Source organism: Mycobacterium sp. 141 (assembly GCF_000382405.1).
GTDB lineage: Bacteria > Actinomycetota > Actinomycetes > Mycobacteriales > Mycobacteriaceae > Mycobacterium.
In genome coordinates, this window is sequence record NZ_KB908258.1 from 333,413 (window position 1) to 347,243 (window position 13,831).

Sequence of the window (13,831 nt, forward strand, 5' to 3'; positions counted from 1 at the left end):
TGATGGCGGTCACAGTCCAACCGCCGCTCCATCACGTCGCCGACCAGACGGTACAGCGCCCGCGTCATCGCCCGGACGCGGCAGCGCGGTGCTGTGGAGATGGTGCGCCGCGTCGAAGTTGTTGTCCTGCACCCAATACGGGGCCGCGAGATCGAGCGGATGGGTGTGCAGCACGTGCTGCAGTCGCGGCACCGAGCAAGCACGTTCGGCCAGGGTAGCCATTACCGTGTCGACATCGGGCATCGGTCCGTCGAGAACAGCGACAGCGCCGATCGCCAAGCTCACGTGCCGATCGGAATCCTCGGCTTCGAGGAACCCCGCGTCCAGAGCGGTCAACTGCTCCATGTCACCACTGTGCGCCGGTGGCCGGGCACGAAGACAGAGCCGAAAGTCCCTAGTTTGCTGAGTCACTCACCGCATTGTACGACCGGAACAGATAGCCGGTAAGCGCATCGAAAACATGCGTCAGATATATGACCTTGCCATTCGCGTGGTGGTCATGAACACCGGCCCGGCGCATCGCCGCCGGTAGATCAGCAGGACTCGGGGATGAGCGGTCCCGCGACGCGCCCGACGGTGGCGGCGAACTCCAGTTACCATCGGAAGGCGTTCGGGGGCTTGACCTTTCGTCGTTACGACACCGGCGGCGCGGCGGGCGTGGGCATCTGCACACCGCGATTGTGAATACCGTCGGCTGTTCTACAGGCAGTCGGAATAACTTGGTGCTCTTCGCATTTAGCCCGGGCGAGCAGCCGGTACATCTCACAGAATTGCATCCGGCAAATCCTGAACAGCCGTGCTCAGCCGGGGTGCATCGCCGCAGCCAGGTCGTCGATCCACGCCCGGTCCGCCGGAACCCAGTCCAGGAGGTGCAGGTCGTCGAGAGTTACCCAGCGCAGAGCGCGATGGTCCTGCGGACGCGGACTCCCGTCGGTCAGCGCGACAAGGTAGGCGCGCAATGTCATGGTGGCATTGAGAACGACGTCAACACCGATCCGCGCACCTACGCTCACCCCGACACCGAGCTCCTCCCGCAACTCCCGCGCCAGCGCGGCGGCGTCGCTCTCCCCCGGCCCGACCTTGCCGCCGGGCAGCTCCCACAGCCCGGCCAGCTCCGGCGGCCGCTCACGCTGGGCCACCAGCAGCGCGCCCGCAGAGATCAGCGCACCCGCAACGACGATCTGCTCATCCATCGCGCCCGACGGTATACGGTCGAAGACATGGCTGTGTTGACGAATGATCAGGTTGACGCCGCACTAGTTGACCTGCCCGGCTGGGAACACGCGGCAGGTGCCCTGCGCCGAGCCGTCAAATTCCCGGCGTTTCTCGACGGAATCGATGCGGTGCGGCGTGTCGCGGAATTCGCTGAACAGAAGGATCATCATCCCGATATCGACATCCGTTGGCGGACAGTCACCTTCGCGCTGGTGACGCATTCCGCCGGCGGCATCACCGAGAAGGACGTCGATATGGCGCGCGAAATCGACCGGATCCTGGGCCAGTAGTCGCGACCCAGCCCAGCGTCGCCAGCGTCGCCACGAGGTAGACCAGGTCTGCCCAGGCCAGGTACCACGGCCGGCTGATTTCCCAAATGGTCGGCTGCGCGAAGCTGAGCAGCCACGGCACTCCGATCAGTGTCAGGCCGAGCCAGCCCCACCCCAGGATCTGCGCCCCACGGCGGTCCCGCAGCGAACCGTGCAACAGCCAGATCATCAGCGGGATCAGCCACACCCAGTGGTGCGTCCAGGAGATCGGTGACAGCAGGAGCCCGAACAGGCTGACGATGATGATCCCGCCGAGTTGGTCACCGTCACTGCCCCCGATGGCCCGCCACGCCAGCAGCGCGAGCAGCGCCGTCACCGCGATACCGACGAGCACCACCGGACCGTAGCCCGCGTCATGACCCAGGATGCGGGATATCCCGCCGCGCCAGGACTGGTTGAACACCGTGCCGATCGGCCCTATCCGGCGGGCATCGCCGAGCAGATCGGTGAAGTAGTACCGAGCCTCATCGCCGACCACCAGCAGCGACAGCGCCACCGTGCCGAAGAAGACCACAGCCGAAAACGCCACGGTGGCCCAGCGCCTCGCGCCGAGGAAGTACAGCCCCGAGACGGCTGGGGTCAGCTTCACCCCGGCGGCCAAGCCAACCAGCAGACCCGACAGCAACCACCGCTTCGAATACACCGCGTAGATCACCGCGAGCGTGAGGATGACATTGACTTGCCCATAGTCGAACGTGCTGCGCAGGGGTTCGGTCCAGATGCCGACTGCCGTCCACAGCGGGGCCAGCCGCGGGTCCGTGTACCGGCCCAGCATTCGCTGGGTGACGCGGACAACGCCGTAGAGCGCGACAATCGTGGCGATCTGCCAGAAGAACGCGACCACGCCGAACGGGAAAAACTGCAGCGGGTAGAACACCATCGCGGCGAACGGTGGATAGGTGAACGGCAACTGAAAATCGGGCGTCTTGTCCCCGTACGTGTACTGGTAGAGGGTGCCCGGATGGTCCAGCGCCGCCGCACCGCCGAGATAGACGTGCAGGTCGACCATGTTTGTGCCGTTCGGCACCAGGTAGGAGAAGGCCAGGCGCGCCGCAACGCTCAGCGCCAGCAGTAACCACGCATAGCGATACAGCCGCATGGTCGATGCGGTCGGAACGGTTCTGGCGGGCGTCGTGTCTACCGACCCGACTCTAGCGTTCGCCCGACCCCGTCACGCTGGAGTGGCGCTCGACACCGACCGCCACTCCAGCGTGACGCTCGTGGCGGTGTTTGCCGATGCAGTCCCGCCGACGGCTCTGGTAACCGATACCCGTCACTGCCGTAACGGTTGAATAACCGCCACACGTGTCACTTGAGTAACACCAGTAACTCCGTAGTTTCAGGCACAGCCGTGCAGTCAACCGATTTGGGAGAACCATGAAGCTCACCTGGAAAGCAGTTTCCACCAGCATGATCGCCGCGGCAGGCGCGGTCCCGGTCGCGTTGGCGCTCAGCGCCACTGCGGCCGCTGATCCGGCCCCCGCGCCGGCACCCGCGATGCCGAACCTGCCGATCGTCAACGAGCTCGCGGCCGCACCGGCCATCGCGCCGCAGCTATTGCAGGGAGTCACCTCGGCGCTGACGGGAGCCCCTGCCGCGCAGGCGCCGGCACCCGCGCCCGCGGCTACCGCATCGGTGACGCTGCCCCAGATGCCGGCAACCGCGGCCACAGCACCGGCCGCCACCTCACCACTGGCGTCGCCGCTCTCGCCGTCGCCTCTTACCGCGCCCGCCGCGACGACGGCCGCTCCGGCGGCGACACCCGCCAGCTCACTGATCCCGTCGGCCGACATCAACATCCCTCAGGTGCCGGGCATGCCGATCCCGCTGCCGCAGAAAGTGAGCATTCCGGGCGATCTGGCTGGGCTGATGTCCGTGGGCAACCCGCTGGCGAACCTGGCACCCGTCGCGACACAAGCAGCTGCCACCGCGGCACCCGCAGTGGCAGCTGCTCCAGCCGCCGCGGTCCCGGCGTCCACGTCTCCGCTGGCTCTGGCTCCGCTGTTGACCGCCGGCCTGCCCTGATCACCGACCCGGTCTGACCGTCCGAAACGTACTAGGGAGAGCCATGTCACCGAAAACGTTGTTCGCCACCGCCGCTGGAATCGCAGCGTCGGCCGTCGTACTGCTCGGCAGCGGCGTGGCCCATGCCGATCCGGCGCCGCTGCCGATCGACGGTGCGCAGGCACCTGGTCTGTCGGCGGTGCAGAGCCTGAGCCCTGTCATCCAGCAGGCCGCGGCGGACCCTGCGGGTGCCGCGCAATTGCTGATGGCAGCCGCGCAGGCCTTTGCAGCCAACAAGTCGGCGCCTGACGACTCCCGCAATGTCGCAACCGCGGTCAACCATTTCGTCGCCGAGCCCGCTGCCGCGGTACCGGCACCGCAAGCGCACGTACCGGGCGCCGGTGCAGGCCCGGAGGCCCATCTGCCGACGGGCGTCGACCCCGCCAATGCGGTTGGGCCGGCCCAGTTGGCCGCACCCGAGGCTGCCCCAGCCCCGGCACCCGAAGCTGCCCCGGCTCCAGCACCCGAAGCTGCCCCGGCCCCGGCACCCGAGGCTGTTCCGGCTCCAGCACCCGAAGCTGCTCCGGCTCCAGCACCCGCTCCCGATGCAGCACCCGTTCCCGCTCCCGCTGCAGCACCCGCGCCTGAAGCGGCACCGGCTCCAGCACCCGACCCCGCACCGGGCCCGGCGGCGGATCCCGCAGCCGCAGCCGCACCGGGATTCGGGCCGGAGAGCCCGGTGACCCAGGACTTCATGTATCCGTCGATCAGCAACGGATGCCTGAAGGACGGCGGAAATGTTCTGGCGACGGCGATTTCAGTTGCCGGTCCCGCCAAGATCCCGACACCGGGCCCCGGGCCGGGCCAGACCGCTTACGTGTTCACCGCGATCGGCACTCCGGGACCGGCGGATGAGCAGAAGCTGCCGCTGAACGTCACCTGGGTGAACCTGACCACCGGCAAGTCCGGCAGCGCGACGCTCAAGCCACGTTCGGACATCAACCCGCAAGGCCCGACGACGTTGACCGCCGTGGCCGACACCGGTTCGGGCAGCATCATCTCGACGATCTTCGGCCAGGTCTCGACCACTGAGAAGCAATGCCAGTTCATGCCCACCATCGGTTCGACGGTGGTGCCCTGACCACATCACAGAAAAATGGGGAACGGAATTCCCGGTCGCTGGCCATCGGCCGGCGGCCGGGAATTTTGTCTTGACCCGTCAGTAGGCCATGAAGAGGATCATGTCCCGGTCGTACTCACGTCCGGCGTGCGCCTCGGCCAGATGCGCCTGCACCTTCTCGACCAGATCGTCCTCGTCGGTTCCGGTGATCGCTTCACCGCACGGGCAATTGAGATGTGTCTTCGCCATATCTTCACGATTGCATATGTGAGATAGATGGAGCATGGAGATCTACGACGTCATGCGCACCACCGGTGCCACCCGTCAGTTCACCGCAGCATAGACGCCGCGCGGGGCGTCGAGACTGCGTGCAGATCGAATGTTCAGCCCTCGAAGGAAGGACTGCACGCAGAATCAGGCCTTGGCTGCCTTCGCTGCTGCCTTCATCTGCTTCTTGTACGTGCGCACCTTCTGCAGCGACCCCACATCGACCACGTCGGCTACCGACATGTGAGTGCCGGCCTCTCCGTAATCGCCTGCCGCAGCCCGCCAGCCGATCGGCGTCACGCCGTACTGCTTACCCAGCAGCGCCAAGAAGATCCGCGCCTTCTGGTCACCGAAACCGGGCAGAAGCTTGAGACGGCGCAGCACCTCTTTGCCGTCCGGATCGCCTGCGGTCCACAGCATGGTCGCGTCGCCGTCGTACTCGTCGACGATGGCCTGGGCCAGCGCCTGCACCCGTTTGGCCATCGACCCCGGAAACCGATGGATCGCAGGGGTTTCCGAGCACAGCGCGACAAACGCCTCCGGGTCGTACTCGGCGATCTGGACGGCGTCGACGCCGCCGATGCGGTCGGCGATCTTCTTGGGCCCGGCGAATGCCGTTTCCATCGGGATCTGCTGATCAAGAAGCATCGCCACTAAGAGGGCGAACGGGCTCGATTCGAGTAGCAGATTCGCATCCGCGTCTTCCGTAAGCCAAAGCACCACAGTCTATCTCCGATCGGTATTGCGAAGAGAAAGGTTGATCAGGGTTAATCCGCCCGAAAGCTCGCGGTCTCGGAGATCCGCTAAGCCACTGAGATTGAAACGATTTTCATACTGACGAGTTCACGGAAGAGCTCAATACCCTTCTCTCCCAACCTATCCTTCTCAAACTCGATGTAGCCGACGCTGCTAAAGTTTGAAGGAAGTTCTATGCCCTTCTCTTTGAAAACGACGATCCTGTCGCCGTAGAGCACCGAGGAAGCCCCCAGCTCGTGGGAGACATTCTCGCTGGGGCGCCAGATGCTGTTCCCATCCTTATCAAAGTATTCTTTGTCGGCAGTGAAGATGAGGATGGCGGCTCCGCACTCCTGCATGACATCAGCGACCTTTTGCGGAATGGGTCGCGCCCGGTTCGGCTCCTCAACAGCTTGCTTATGAGGAATCCCGTATTCGTTCAGGATCTTGACGAGCTGTTCCATTGGCTGACGGTTGGATCCATGCCCCAAGAAGATCGCGTTCTTCTTGATGCGGTCGGGGGCCGGCGGCGGTGGATCAACCTGTTCCGTTTGAGTCTCAGACGTATCTGCACCACCGGTGCCGGGGTCAGTTTCGACCTCCGGAACTACCAAGGAGTTCTCAACAGCCTCCCCAGATACGACCGATGATCCGATGTCGACGAAATCCTTGTCCTTGATCCTCTTGATGAATCCAACGTAGTTGGCATTCTCGATCAGAAGGTCATACACGGCAGACGTCCGGTCGACGGGCACATTGAACGTGGCCAGGACGTTCTGCGCGATGTGCTTCGGAGGAAGTTGGGAACCGTCGTACTTTGTGTAGAACTTCTGGGCGACGGAGGGCTTCAAGGCGGCGTCGCGCAGTGCGGCCTTGTCGTCGTCGACTTCCGTAGGCGTTACTACCCGCGCACCAAGGTGGGTTATGGCTATCTCAGGAGCATTCGGGCCTCCTTCCGTTAACCCATACCCCAGCGCCGCGCCGCAGATCGTACGAAACGTCCCTGAACTCGGAGTCATTTCCAATGCCGCGGCCACATCAATGGGACGGGTCGGATGTGACGCGTAGTTCTCAGCGATCGCCACAGGTACACGGATTGCCTTTTGCAAACCCATCGAAGGAATGTCGGCCTGGCTGATCTTGGTGCCCCTTGGCCGGTTAGTCCCGCCAGGAGCGGCGTCACTCTCGATCTTCATACCCTGCACCATACACGCTATACATGACATACGCTACATTCGTCGCATACGCTGAATGTTGGCGACTGAGGTGATAACAAGGAGGCGAGATGGCATCGAAGGCCCAGGCCGCGTTCGACAAGAACTGCGAAGACATCGACAGGCTGCTGGAACTTCACGCCAGCATCACGGGCACCGCGCCAGGGCGGCGTAGACAAGTCGAAGTTCTGAATAAAGCGGCTATCGTCCTCGTCACGGCGTTCTGGGAGGCCTACTGTGAAGACGTCGCCGCGGAGGGACTGGCACACCTGGTCCAACACTCTCCGGAGGCTCAAAAACTTCGGCTCGAGCTCAAGAAACAGATCGTGAAGGAGTTGAGCGACGACGACAATCAACTCGCGGTCTGGCAGTTGGCCGATACCGGCTGGAAACAAGTTCTGAGATCGCGACTCGATCGTCTACGCGAAGAACGCAACCGGAAGCTGAACACGCCGAAGACCGCTCAGATCGATGAGCTGTTCGTCAAAGCCCTTGGAGTCAAGAAGATCTCAGCTAAGTGGGCATGGAGCGGAATGTCGGTATCATCAGCCTCCGAAAAGCTCGACAAATACGTAGCGCTTCGCGGCTCAATCGCACATAGAGGGTCGGCTTCGGCAAGTGTTCACAAATCGCACGTAACTGACTACTACGAGCACGTGAAGAAACTCGTGGGCAAGACTGGTGGGGCGGTGAACACCGTCGTTCGAGGAGCTACCGGCAAGACACTCTGGTAGTTGGCGGCTTCCATCCTGTTGACACTTGCTGGTCCAGCAACATCCCGACCAACAGCGCGAACGGATTGTCCTCGAGCAGAGCATCGGCGGCCGGGTCTTGAACTAGCTGCAGTTTCGCCACGCTGTCAGCTTAGGACCACCCGGTGCCGGGGTTTTGCCGCCTGTGTCAGTGCAGTGTGCGAACGTGTACGCGATAACCGGTGGATATGCCCATAGGAGATGGACATGAGACGTGTGTTTGCACCTCTTCTCGCAGCGGTGGTTACCGCTATTGCCTTGGCCGCCACGGCCAATGCAGTGCCAGACCAGGGCACGCCGGCATTCGCCGAGTACATGCAAGGGCTCGACCGCAATGGCTACCACCTGAATCCAGACACCGCGTGGCGCGTTGCCCACCAGGCGTGTATCGGCGGCCTACCGGGATACATCGGTTTGGAACTGGCCGCGCAAGGCGTCATCGGCCCCGGAGCACAGGAGCGGGTGATGGACGTTGCCAGAAAGTACGCCTGCCCGGTTCAGTAATCAGCGGGCTTCGGTCATCATCTCGACCTGGGCGGGCGAACTGAGCGCCCGAATGTCACGCCAGCGTGGCGCTGGATCTCCGCAGCCACTCTGGCGTGACGTTCGACACGGAATTGCACGGCCGTGCCGACACGTTGGTATGGCACATGCCTGATCTCCGGCGCTTTTCGTTCGGCCATCGCTCCGGCTCCGCCTTCGCGTTCGCCCTGCTCGCCTACGCCTTCGCGGCCATCATGGTCGGCACGACCCTGCCCACCCCGATGTACGCGCTGTACGCCGAGCGGATGCATTTCGCAGTCCTGACCACCACGGTCATCTATGCGGCCTACGCCGGCGGGGTCCTTTTCGCGTTGCTGGTGTTCGGTCGCTGGTCCGATGCAGTGGGCCGACGGCCTATGCTGCTGGCCGCTGTGGTGGCCGCGCTGGCCAGCGCGGTGGTGTTCCTCGTCGCCGATTCGGTGCCGCTACTGCTCGTGGGACGAGTGCTGTCCGGCCTGTCGGCGGGTCTGTTCACCGGGACAGGCACGGCCGCGGTCATCGAGGCCGCGCCGCGCCGCTGGCACGCACGCGCCGCCACCGTCGCGACGATCGCCAACATCGGTGGTCTCGGCGCCGGACCGCTGCTGGCCGGCCTGCTGGTGCAGTACGCTCCGCATCCGCTGCAGTTGCCGTTCCTCATCCACATCGCACTCGCCGCCATGGCCGGCATCGCTATCTTGGTCGTCCCGGAGACCTCGGAACGCATCGGCAGTATCGGCGTGCAACGCCTCTCCGTTCCGGTCGAGGTACGCGCGATATTCATCATCGCGGCGCTGGCGGCATTCGCCGGCTTCGCCGTGGCCGGCCTGTTCACCGCGGTGGCGCCGTCATTCCTCGCCAATGTCATCGGCATCGACAACCATGCGATCGCGGGTGCCATCGCATGTTCGATCTTTGCCGCATCCGCTGTCGCACAGATCGGCGCGACACGCATTCCCCCGCAACGGGCAGTGGCGGTGGGCTGCGCCATCCTGGCGGTCGGCATGGTCATTCTGACGGCCGCGCTGTACTTTTCGTCGCTACCCGGGTTGATCGCCGCGGCCGTGGTGTCAGGTGCGGGACAAGGCATCAGCTTCAGCCGCGGGTTGGCCGCCGTCGCCGAGCTGACGCCGCCCGGACGCCGCGCCGAGGTCAGTTCCACCTACTTCGTCGTCGCCTATGTGGCGATCTCGTTGCCGGTGGTCAGCGAGGGGCTGGCGGCGCGCGACTGGGGCCTGCGGACTGCAGGCCTGGCCTTTGCCATCGCCGTCGGGGTGCTTTCGGTGATCTGCATGGTGGCGATCCTCTGGCAGGAGTCCCGGCAGACGCGCACAGTCGATTTGAGTGCTTCTACCTAGGTCCGATGGCGCGAGCCGGCCTTAGCGTTGCTGCCATGACCAGTGCTGCCGCCACGCCGGCCCGGAAAGCCGCATCACTGTTTCCCACCCCCGCAGAAGTCGAGGCAACCACGCCGGCCGGCCGTGACCGGGCCATCGATGTGATCCGCGTCGTGTCCCTGGTCGCCGTGGTGTTCGGACACACGGTCATGGCGACGAGCACCATCCGCGACGACGTCTTCGTCTGGAGCAACCTGCTCACAGCGTCGACCGTGTTCCAGGCCCTGACCTGGGTGTTCCAGATCATGCCGCTGTTCTTCTTCGCCGGGGTCGCCGCATCCGTGACGTCCTGGCGGCCCGGCATCTCGCCGCGGGCGGTGCCCGCAATCCAGCCATGGGGTGACTGGCTGCTCAAGCGTTGCACCCGGCTATACCGGCCGGTGTTCTACTACCTGGCGTTCTGGGGCGTGACGCTGACGGTGCTGCGGTTCGTGCTCCCGGTGCACGTGTATGAGCCGGTCGCAGGAATTTCGATCCAGCTGCTGTGGTTCCTCGGCGCATACGTGCTGGTGCTCGCCGCGGTGCCGCTACTGGCCCGGATCACCACGACCGCGCAGCTGGCCGCAGCTGTGATCGGCACGTATGCGTTCATCGCCACAATCGACGTAATCCGCATCAACGTCAACGGATACACCACGCTGGGCTATCTCAACACCGTGGTGTGGTTGATCCCCGGCATGTTCGGGGTCGCCTACCGCCGCGGACTGCTCCCCGCCCGCTCGGCCCTGGCGATCGGCTTCGTCGCGCTCGGCGTAAACCTGGCGCTGCTGATCTTCGGACCCTATGAGCTGAGCCTGGTGGGCATCGAGAGCCAGCATCTGAAGAACATGACACCGCCGTCGTTGTTGCTGGCCGGGCACGCCATCATGATGTGCGCGTTTGCGATCGCCGCGGCACCCGCGATCTCCCGCTGGGCGCAGCGGCCCCGCGTCTGGTGGCTGGCCGCGATCGGCAACTCCGGTGCGATGACGCTGTACCTCTGGCACATGCCACTGCTGCTGGGTATGCACTTGGTATTCGATCGCCTGGGCTTGGACCGGTACGACCCGGCCTCCCCCGGATTCATCGCACTGTCGGTGGTACAGCTGGCACTGATGGCCGTCCTGGTGGCGACGGCGTTCGTCGCGCTGCGACCGCTGGAGAACTCACCGCTGCCACTGTGGGACGGCGGATCGGTGGGCAAGCCCGGAATCCGCAGCGCCGCAGTCGGTTTGCTGCTCTGCACGGCGGGTGCAGCCACGCTGATCTCGGTGGCGTGGGGGCTCAGGGACCAGGGCCTGTATTGCGTCGCGATGATGCTCACGGCGCTGGCTGCGGCCCGCTGGCTGGCGTCGCGCTAACCGCTCTTGCGGCGGAACTCCCTGCGGTTCTCTACCGGGCCGTGCGTGCGGGGCTGCTTGTTGCCACCGTCTTTGTGCGCCGATCCACCGGCTGAGTGGGCCTTCTTTCGTTCCAGCGCCTCCCGGAACTTACGTTTGGTGTCGTCTTCTTCCGGTGTCTCCGCCATGGGGCCAGCCTAGCCAATCACCGACGGCCGGGCGGCATTCCGTACAGGTGCGAAATGGGCAGGGTCAGCTTCACCCTGCGGTCGTCGACCATGGCCCGCCGGTAATCGTCCCAATCCGGGTGTTCACCGACGATGTTGCGATACAACGCGACCAATGCCTCGACGGTGTCGTCGTCGGGGGAAGCCGCCGGCGGGGTGAGGATGGCGTCGCCCTCGGCGACCGCGTAGGCCCAACCGTCGTCGGAACTGACGTGGATCGATGCCCGCGGATCACGGCGCAGGTTGCGTGTCTTGGCCCGGGGTTCGGTGATGGACACCTCCAGCGCGACCGCACGCGGATCGAAGTGGTAGGAAACGTTCGACAGCTGCGGCCGCCCGTCTTTTTTGATCGTAGCCAATACGCCCATCGAGTTGCCACTGATCAATGCCAAGAGCTTGTCGTCGAATACCTGGCGCCCCATGACCCGAGCGTACGTCGTTACCATCGGCTCGATGAGTGTGATCGACGGCAACAGCCTGGACGGCGTCTCAGCCACCACATTGTGGACCCTGCACAACCGAGGCACCGAGGCCAAACGCGCCGATGGCGTGATCAGGGACCCACGGGCGGTCACCCTGCTCGACGCCATCGACTACGACTATCTCAAATTCGGCAAGCCGAACCAGTCACATGGATTGCGGGCACGCGCGTTCGACGCCATGGCCGGCGAGTATCTGTCGATGCACCCGCGGGCCGCGGTGGTAGCTCTGGCCGAAGGTCTGCAGACCAGCTTCTGGCGGCTCGCCCACGCCGGCCTGACCGATGAATTGACTTGGTACTCGGTCGATCTGCCGCCCGTCATGGCGCTGCGCGAACAGTTGCTGCCCGCCGACGACCGCATCGTGGCACTGTCGCAGTCTGCGCTGGACCGCAGCTGGATGGACCACGTCGACGCGTCACAGGGGGTCTTCATCACGGCCGAAGGCCTGCTGATGTACCTGCCGGCCGACGAGGTTCTGGCCCTGATCACAGACTGCGCGGCCCGCTTCCCCGGCGGCTGGTTCATGTTCGACTCGATCCCGCACTGGTTCAGCCGCCGCACCCTCAAAGGCCTCCGGCTTTCCGACCGTTACGTCGCGCCACCGATGCCGTTCGGGCTGACCGCTGACGAAGGGCTGGCCCTGGCCGAGCGCATACCCGGCGTGCGCGCGGCCCGCGACATCGCGCTGCCGCCGGGACGCGGCCTGTTCAAATTGGCGGCGTCGCCCTCGCTCGACCGGATCGGCGCCTTCCACCGCGCCCGGCCCAGCATCACGCTGCTGGAATTCGCCTAGCTCCGGCCGCTCGCGCCGAATATTGTGTCAGGCAAAGGGCAGAAACTGGCCACCCTGCTCAAGGAGTAATCCCATGCCCCGATATGCGGTCTTTCTGCGCGGCGTCAACGTCGGCGGGGTGAACCTCAAGATGGCCGAGGTGGCCAAGGCCTTCACCGAGGCCGGCTTCGACCACGTCAAGACGGTCCTTGCCAGCGGAAATGTGTTGCTGGACAGCAGATCCGGCACCAAGGCTGTGCGGAGCGCCGCCGAGCGGACGCTGCGCGACACGTTCGGTTACGAGGCGTGGGTGCTGGTGTACGACGTCAAGACCGTGGCAGCGATAGCCACCAGCTACCCGTTCGAGCGTGAAGTCGAAGGCCATCATTCATATGTCACGTTCGTCGACGACGCCGAGCTGCTCGATGAACTGGCGGCCCTGCAACCGGGCCCCGAGGAGAAGGTGCAGCGCGGTGACGGCGTGCTCTACTGGCAGGTGGCCCGCAACACCACCCTGGACAGCACCATCGGCAAGACCATGGGCAAGAAGCGGTACAAGTCCTCGACCACGACCCGCAACCTGCGCACGTTGGACAAGGTGCTGCGCTGAGGCGGATTGATCTACATTCGTGCCCATGACGGGTACCCCAGTTGCCAAGGTGGACGGCAGTGCGCTGACCGGTGTCTCGGAGACCGCGCTGCTGACGTTGCAGGTGCGGGCGACCGAGGCGCGCCGCGCTGATTCCCTGATCGACGATCCGATGGCGATCCAACTGGTCGACTCGATCGATTTCGACTTCGCCAAGTTCGGGCCCAGCAGGCGCCAGGACATGGCCTTGCGCGCGCTGGCCTTCGATGGTGTCACCCGCCGCTATCTGGTCGACCATCCGAAAGCCACCGTCGTCGCCCTCGCCGAAGGCCTACAGACCAGCTTCTACCGGCTCGACGCCGCCGGTGTAGGCCACGAGTTCCGCTGGCTCACGGTCGATCTGCCGCCGATGATCGAGCTGCGCAGCAAGCTGTTGCCGGCGTCCGAGCGGGTCGGCGTGTGCGCGCAATCGGCGCTGGACTTCAGCTGGATGGACCGCGTCGATACCACCGACGGCGTGTTCATCACCGCCGAGGGACTGTTGATGTACCTGCAGCCCGATGAGGCGATGTCACTGATCACGGCTTGCGCGCAACGGTTCGGAGGCGGCCAGATGATGTTCGACCTGCCGCCGGCCTGGTTCAGCGCCTGGAGCCGTCGCGGTCTATGGACGTCGCTGCGGTACAAGCTGCCGCCCATGCCGTTCAGCATGTCGCCGGCGCAGGCCGCCGACCTGGTCAACACCGTTGCGGGCATCCGCGCAGTGCGCGACGTTCCGCTGCCTGCCGGGCGGGGCCGGCTGATCAATACCCTGCTGCGGTCGGTGCAGCGGTTACCCGCACTGGATTCCGTGCGCCCGGCGTGCACGCTGCTGGAATTCGGCTGAC

The 13,831-nt window shown here is 64.8% G+C and carries 18 protein-coding genes and 1 pseudogene; 10 read left to right on the plus strand and 9 right to left on the minus strand.

The window, feature by feature from the left end; all coding sequences use genetic code 11:
• Nucleotides 1–9: 9 nt before the first annotated feature.
• Both H276_RS0108800 and H276_RS0108805 read right to left on the minus strand, forming a co-directional pair.
• Complete coding sequence (locus H276_RS0108800) at nucleotides 10–345, minus strand: wax ester/triacylglycerol synthase domain-containing protein (RefSeq protein WP_026356743.1); 336 nt, start codon at nucleotides 343–345, stop codon at nucleotides 10–12.
• Nucleotides 346–800: 455 nt separating this feature from the next.
• On the minus strand, nucleotides 801–1,193 hold the full coding sequence (locus H276_RS0108805) for a (deoxy)nucleoside triphosphate pyrophosphohydrolase (protein ID WP_019970934.1): 393 nt from the start codon (nucleotides 1,191–1,193) through the stop codon (nucleotides 801–803).
• A gap of 27 nt (nucleotides 1,194–1,220) precedes the next feature.
• On the opposite strand from H276_RS0108805, the gene H276_RS0108810 reads away from it, so the two are divergent.
• Nucleotides 1,221–1,505 carry a 4a-hydroxytetrahydrobiopterin dehydratase gene (locus H276_RS0108810; RefSeq protein ID WP_026356744.1) on the plus strand — a complete coding sequence of 95 codons (285 nt, stop codon included), beginning with the start codon at nucleotides 1,221–1,223 and terminating at the stop codon, nucleotides 1,503–1,505.
• Here the strand turns inward: H276_RS0108810 and H276_RS0108815 are convergent.
• Nucleotides 1,450–2,643 carry a mannosyltransferase gene (locus H276_RS0108815; protein WP_019970936.1) on the minus strand — a complete coding sequence of 398 codons (1,194 nt, stop codon included), beginning with the start codon at nucleotides 2,641–2,643 and terminating at the stop codon, nucleotides 1,450–1,452. The two genes, H276_RS0108810 and H276_RS0108815, sit on opposite strands and share 56 nt — an antisense overlap.
• A 278-nt stretch (nucleotides 2,644–2,921) precedes the next feature.
• Here H276_RS0108815 and H276_RS0108825 point away from each other — a divergent pair, with 278 nt between their 5' ends.
• Nucleotides 2,922–3,569, plus strand: coding sequence for a hypothetical protein (locus tag H276_RS0108825; RefSeq protein ID WP_019970938.1), 648 nt, complete (start codon nucleotides 2,922–2,924; stop codon nucleotides 3,567–3,569).
• 43 nt (nucleotides 3,570–3,612) lie between these two features.
• On the plus strand, nucleotides 3,613–4,689 hold the full coding sequence (locus tag H276_RS25270; RefSeq protein WP_019970939.1) for a hypothetical protein: 1,077 nt from the start codon (nucleotides 3,613–3,615) through the stop codon (nucleotides 4,687–4,689).
• Between the two features lie 78 nt (nucleotides 4,690–4,767).
• Here the strand turns inward: H276_RS25270 and H276_RS23970 are convergent, their stop codons facing one another.
• The 3 genes from H276_RS23970 to H276_RS0108845 form a co-directional block, all read right to left on the minus strand.
• On the minus strand, nucleotides 4,768–4,917 hold the full coding sequence (locus H276_RS23970) for a DUF1059 domain-containing protein (protein ID WP_019970940.1): 150 nt from the start codon (nucleotides 4,915–4,917) through the stop codon (nucleotides 4,768–4,770).
• 165 nt (nucleotides 4,918–5,082) lie between these two features.
• Nucleotides 5,083–5,658, minus strand: a complete 576-nt coding sequence (locus H276_RS0108840) for an HhH-GPD-type base excision DNA repair protein (protein ID WP_019970941.1) — start codon at nucleotides 5,656–5,658, stop codon at nucleotides 5,083–5,085.
• Nucleotides 5,659–5,738: 80 nt separating this feature from the next.
• Nucleotides 5,739–6,866 carry a TIR domain-containing protein gene (locus tag H276_RS0108845; protein ID WP_196807867.1) on the minus strand — a complete coding sequence of 376 codons (1,128 nt, stop codon included), beginning with the start codon at nucleotides 6,864–6,866 and terminating at the stop codon, nucleotides 5,739–5,741.
• An 89-nt stretch (nucleotides 6,867–6,955) separates the two neighbouring features.
• Between H276_RS0108845 and H276_RS0108850 the strand changes: the two genes are divergently transcribed.
• Nucleotides 6,956–7,618: a HEPN domain-containing protein gene (locus tag H276_RS0108850; RefSeq protein ID WP_019970943.1), complete on the plus strand. Its 663-nt coding sequence runs from the start codon at nucleotides 6,956–6,958 to the stop codon at nucleotides 7,616–7,618.
• Nucleotides 7,619–7,640: 22 nt separating this feature from the next.
• On the opposite strand, the pseudogene H276_RS24570 reads toward H276_RS0108850, so the two are convergent.
• Nucleotides 7,641–7,739: pseudogene (locus H276_RS24570) on the minus strand (Fe-S cluster assembly protein HesB); the annotation flags it as partial.
• A 98-nt stretch (nucleotides 7,740–7,837) separates the two neighbouring features.
• On the opposite strand from H276_RS24570, the gene H276_RS0108855 reads away from it, so the two are divergent.
• The 3 genes from H276_RS0108855 to H276_RS0108865 all read left to right on the plus strand — a co-directional run bounded on the left by H276_RS0108855 (nucleotide 7,838) and on the right by H276_RS0108865 (nucleotide 10,895).
• On the plus strand, nucleotides 7,838–8,140 hold the full coding sequence (locus H276_RS0108855) for a hypothetical protein (RefSeq protein WP_019970944.1): 303 nt from the start codon (nucleotides 7,838–7,840) through the stop codon (nucleotides 8,138–8,140).
• 146 nt (nucleotides 8,141–8,286) lie between these two features.
• On the plus strand, nucleotides 8,287–9,516 hold the full coding sequence (locus H276_RS0108860; RefSeq protein ID WP_026356746.1) for an MFS transporter: 1,230 nt from the start codon (nucleotides 8,287–8,289) through the stop codon (nucleotides 9,514–9,516).
• 35 nt (nucleotides 9,517–9,551) lie between these two features.
• Nucleotides 9,552–10,895, plus strand: coding sequence for an acyltransferase (locus H276_RS0108865; RefSeq protein ID WP_019970946.1), 1,344 nt, complete (start codon nucleotides 9,552–9,554; stop codon nucleotides 10,893–10,895).
• Here H276_RS0108865 and H276_RS24575 read toward each other — a convergent pair.
• Nucleotides 10,892–11,062 carry a DUF5302 domain-containing protein gene (locus H276_RS24575; protein WP_019970947.1) on the minus strand — a complete coding sequence of 57 codons (171 nt, stop codon included), beginning with the start codon at nucleotides 11,060–11,062 and terminating at the stop codon, nucleotides 10,892–10,894. The two genes, H276_RS0108865 and H276_RS24575, sit on opposite strands and share 4 nt — an antisense overlap.
• A 17-nt stretch (nucleotides 11,063–11,079) precedes the next feature.
• Nucleotides 11,080–11,523, minus strand: coding sequence for a PPOX class F420-dependent oxidoreductase (locus H276_RS0108875; protein ID WP_019970948.1), 444 nt, complete (start codon nucleotides 11,521–11,523; stop codon nucleotides 11,080–11,082).
• Between the two features lie 31 nt (nucleotides 11,524–11,554).
• Between H276_RS0108875 and H276_RS0108880 the strand changes: the two genes are divergently transcribed.
• The 3 genes from H276_RS0108880 to H276_RS0108890 all read left to right on the plus strand — a co-directional run bounded on the left by H276_RS0108880 (nucleotide 11,555) and on the right by H276_RS0108890 (nucleotide 13,830).
• Nucleotides 11,555–12,376, plus strand: a complete 822-nt coding sequence (locus tag H276_RS0108880) for a class I SAM-dependent methyltransferase (RefSeq protein ID WP_155943004.1) — start codon at nucleotides 11,555–11,557, stop codon at nucleotides 12,374–12,376.
• Between the two features lie 73 nt (nucleotides 12,377–12,449).
• Nucleotides 12,450–12,965 carry a DUF1697 domain-containing protein gene (locus H276_RS0108885; RefSeq protein WP_019970950.1) on the plus strand — a complete coding sequence of 172 codons (516 nt, stop codon included), beginning with the start codon at nucleotides 12,450–12,452 and terminating at the stop codon, nucleotides 12,963–12,965.
• 25 nt (nucleotides 12,966–12,990) lie between these two features.
• Nucleotides 12,991–13,830, plus strand: a complete 840-nt coding sequence (locus H276_RS0108890) for a class I SAM-dependent methyltransferase (RefSeq protein WP_019970951.1) — start codon at nucleotides 12,991–12,993, stop codon at nucleotides 13,828–13,830.
• The last annotated feature ends 1 nt before the right edge of the window (nucleotide 13,831 follow it).

What these genes read in the sequence shown, in the direction of transcription:
- H276_RS0108800 (WP_026356743.1), bottom strand. Translation starts at nt 345, where the DNA reads ATGGAGCAGTTGACCGCTCTGGACGCGGGGTTCCTCGAAGCCGAGGAT.
- H276_RS0108805 (WP_019970934.1), bottom strand. Translation starts at nt 1,193, where the DNA reads ATGGATGAGCAGATCGTCGTTGCGGGTGCGCTGATCTCTGCGGGCGCG.
- H276_RS0108810 (WP_026356744.1), top strand. Translation starts at nt 1,221, where the DNA reads ATGGCTGTGTTGACGAATGATCAGGTTGACGCCGCACTAGTTGACCTG.
- H276_RS0108815 (WP_019970936.1), bottom strand. Translation starts at nt 2,643, where the DNA reads ATGCGGCTGTATCGCTATGCGTGGTTACTGCTGGCGCTGAGCGTTGCG.
- H276_RS0108825 (WP_019970938.1), top strand. Translation starts at nt 2,922, where the DNA reads ATGAAGCTCACCTGGAAAGCAGTTTCCACCAGCATGATCGCCGCGGCA.
- H276_RS25270 (WP_019970939.1), top strand. Translation starts at nt 3,613, where the DNA reads ATGTCACCGAAAACGTTGTTCGCCACCGCCGCTGGAATCGCAGCGTCG.
- H276_RS23970 (WP_019970940.1), bottom strand. Translation starts at nt 4,917, where the DNA reads ATGGCGAAGACACATCTCAATTGCCCGTGCGGTGAAGCGATCACCGGA.
- H276_RS0108845 (WP_196807867.1), bottom strand. Translation starts at nt 6,866, where the DNA reads ATGAAGATCGAGAGTGACGCCGCTCCTGGCGGGACTAACCGGCCAAGG.
- H276_RS0108850 (WP_019970943.1), top strand. Translation starts at nt 6,956, where the DNA reads ATGGCATCGAAGGCCCAGGCCGCGTTCGACAAGAACTGCGAAGACATC.
- H276_RS0108855 (WP_019970944.1), top strand. Translation starts at nt 7,838, where the DNA reads ATGGACATGAGACGTGTGTTTGCACCTCTTCTCGCAGCGGTGGTTACC.
- H276_RS0108860 (WP_026356746.1), top strand. Translation starts at nt 8,287, where the DNA reads ATGCCTGATCTCCGGCGCTTTTCGTTCGGCCATCGCTCCGGCTCCGCC.
- H276_RS0108865 (WP_019970946.1), top strand. Translation starts at nt 9,552, where the DNA reads ATGACCAGTGCTGCCGCCACGCCGGCCCGGAAAGCCGCATCACTGTTT.
- H276_RS24575 (WP_019970947.1), bottom strand. Translation starts at nt 11,062, where the DNA reads ATGGCGGAGACACCGGAAGAAGACGACACCAAACGTAAGTTCCGGGAG.
- H276_RS0108875 (WP_019970948.1), bottom strand. Translation starts at nt 11,523, where the DNA reads ATGGGGCGCCAGGTATTCGACGACAAGCTCTTGGCATTGATCAGTGGC.
- H276_RS0108880 (WP_155943004.1), top strand. Translation starts at nt 11,555, where the DNA reads ATGAGTGTGATCGACGGCAACAGCCTGGACGGCGTCTCAGCCACCACA.
- H276_RS0108885 (WP_019970950.1), top strand. Translation starts at nt 12,450, where the DNA reads ATGCCCCGATATGCGGTCTTTCTGCGCGGCGTCAACGTCGGCGGGGTG.
- H276_RS0108890 (WP_019970951.1), top strand. Translation starts at nt 12,991, where the DNA reads ATGACGGGTACCCCAGTTGCCAAGGTGGACGGCAGTGCGCTGACCGGT.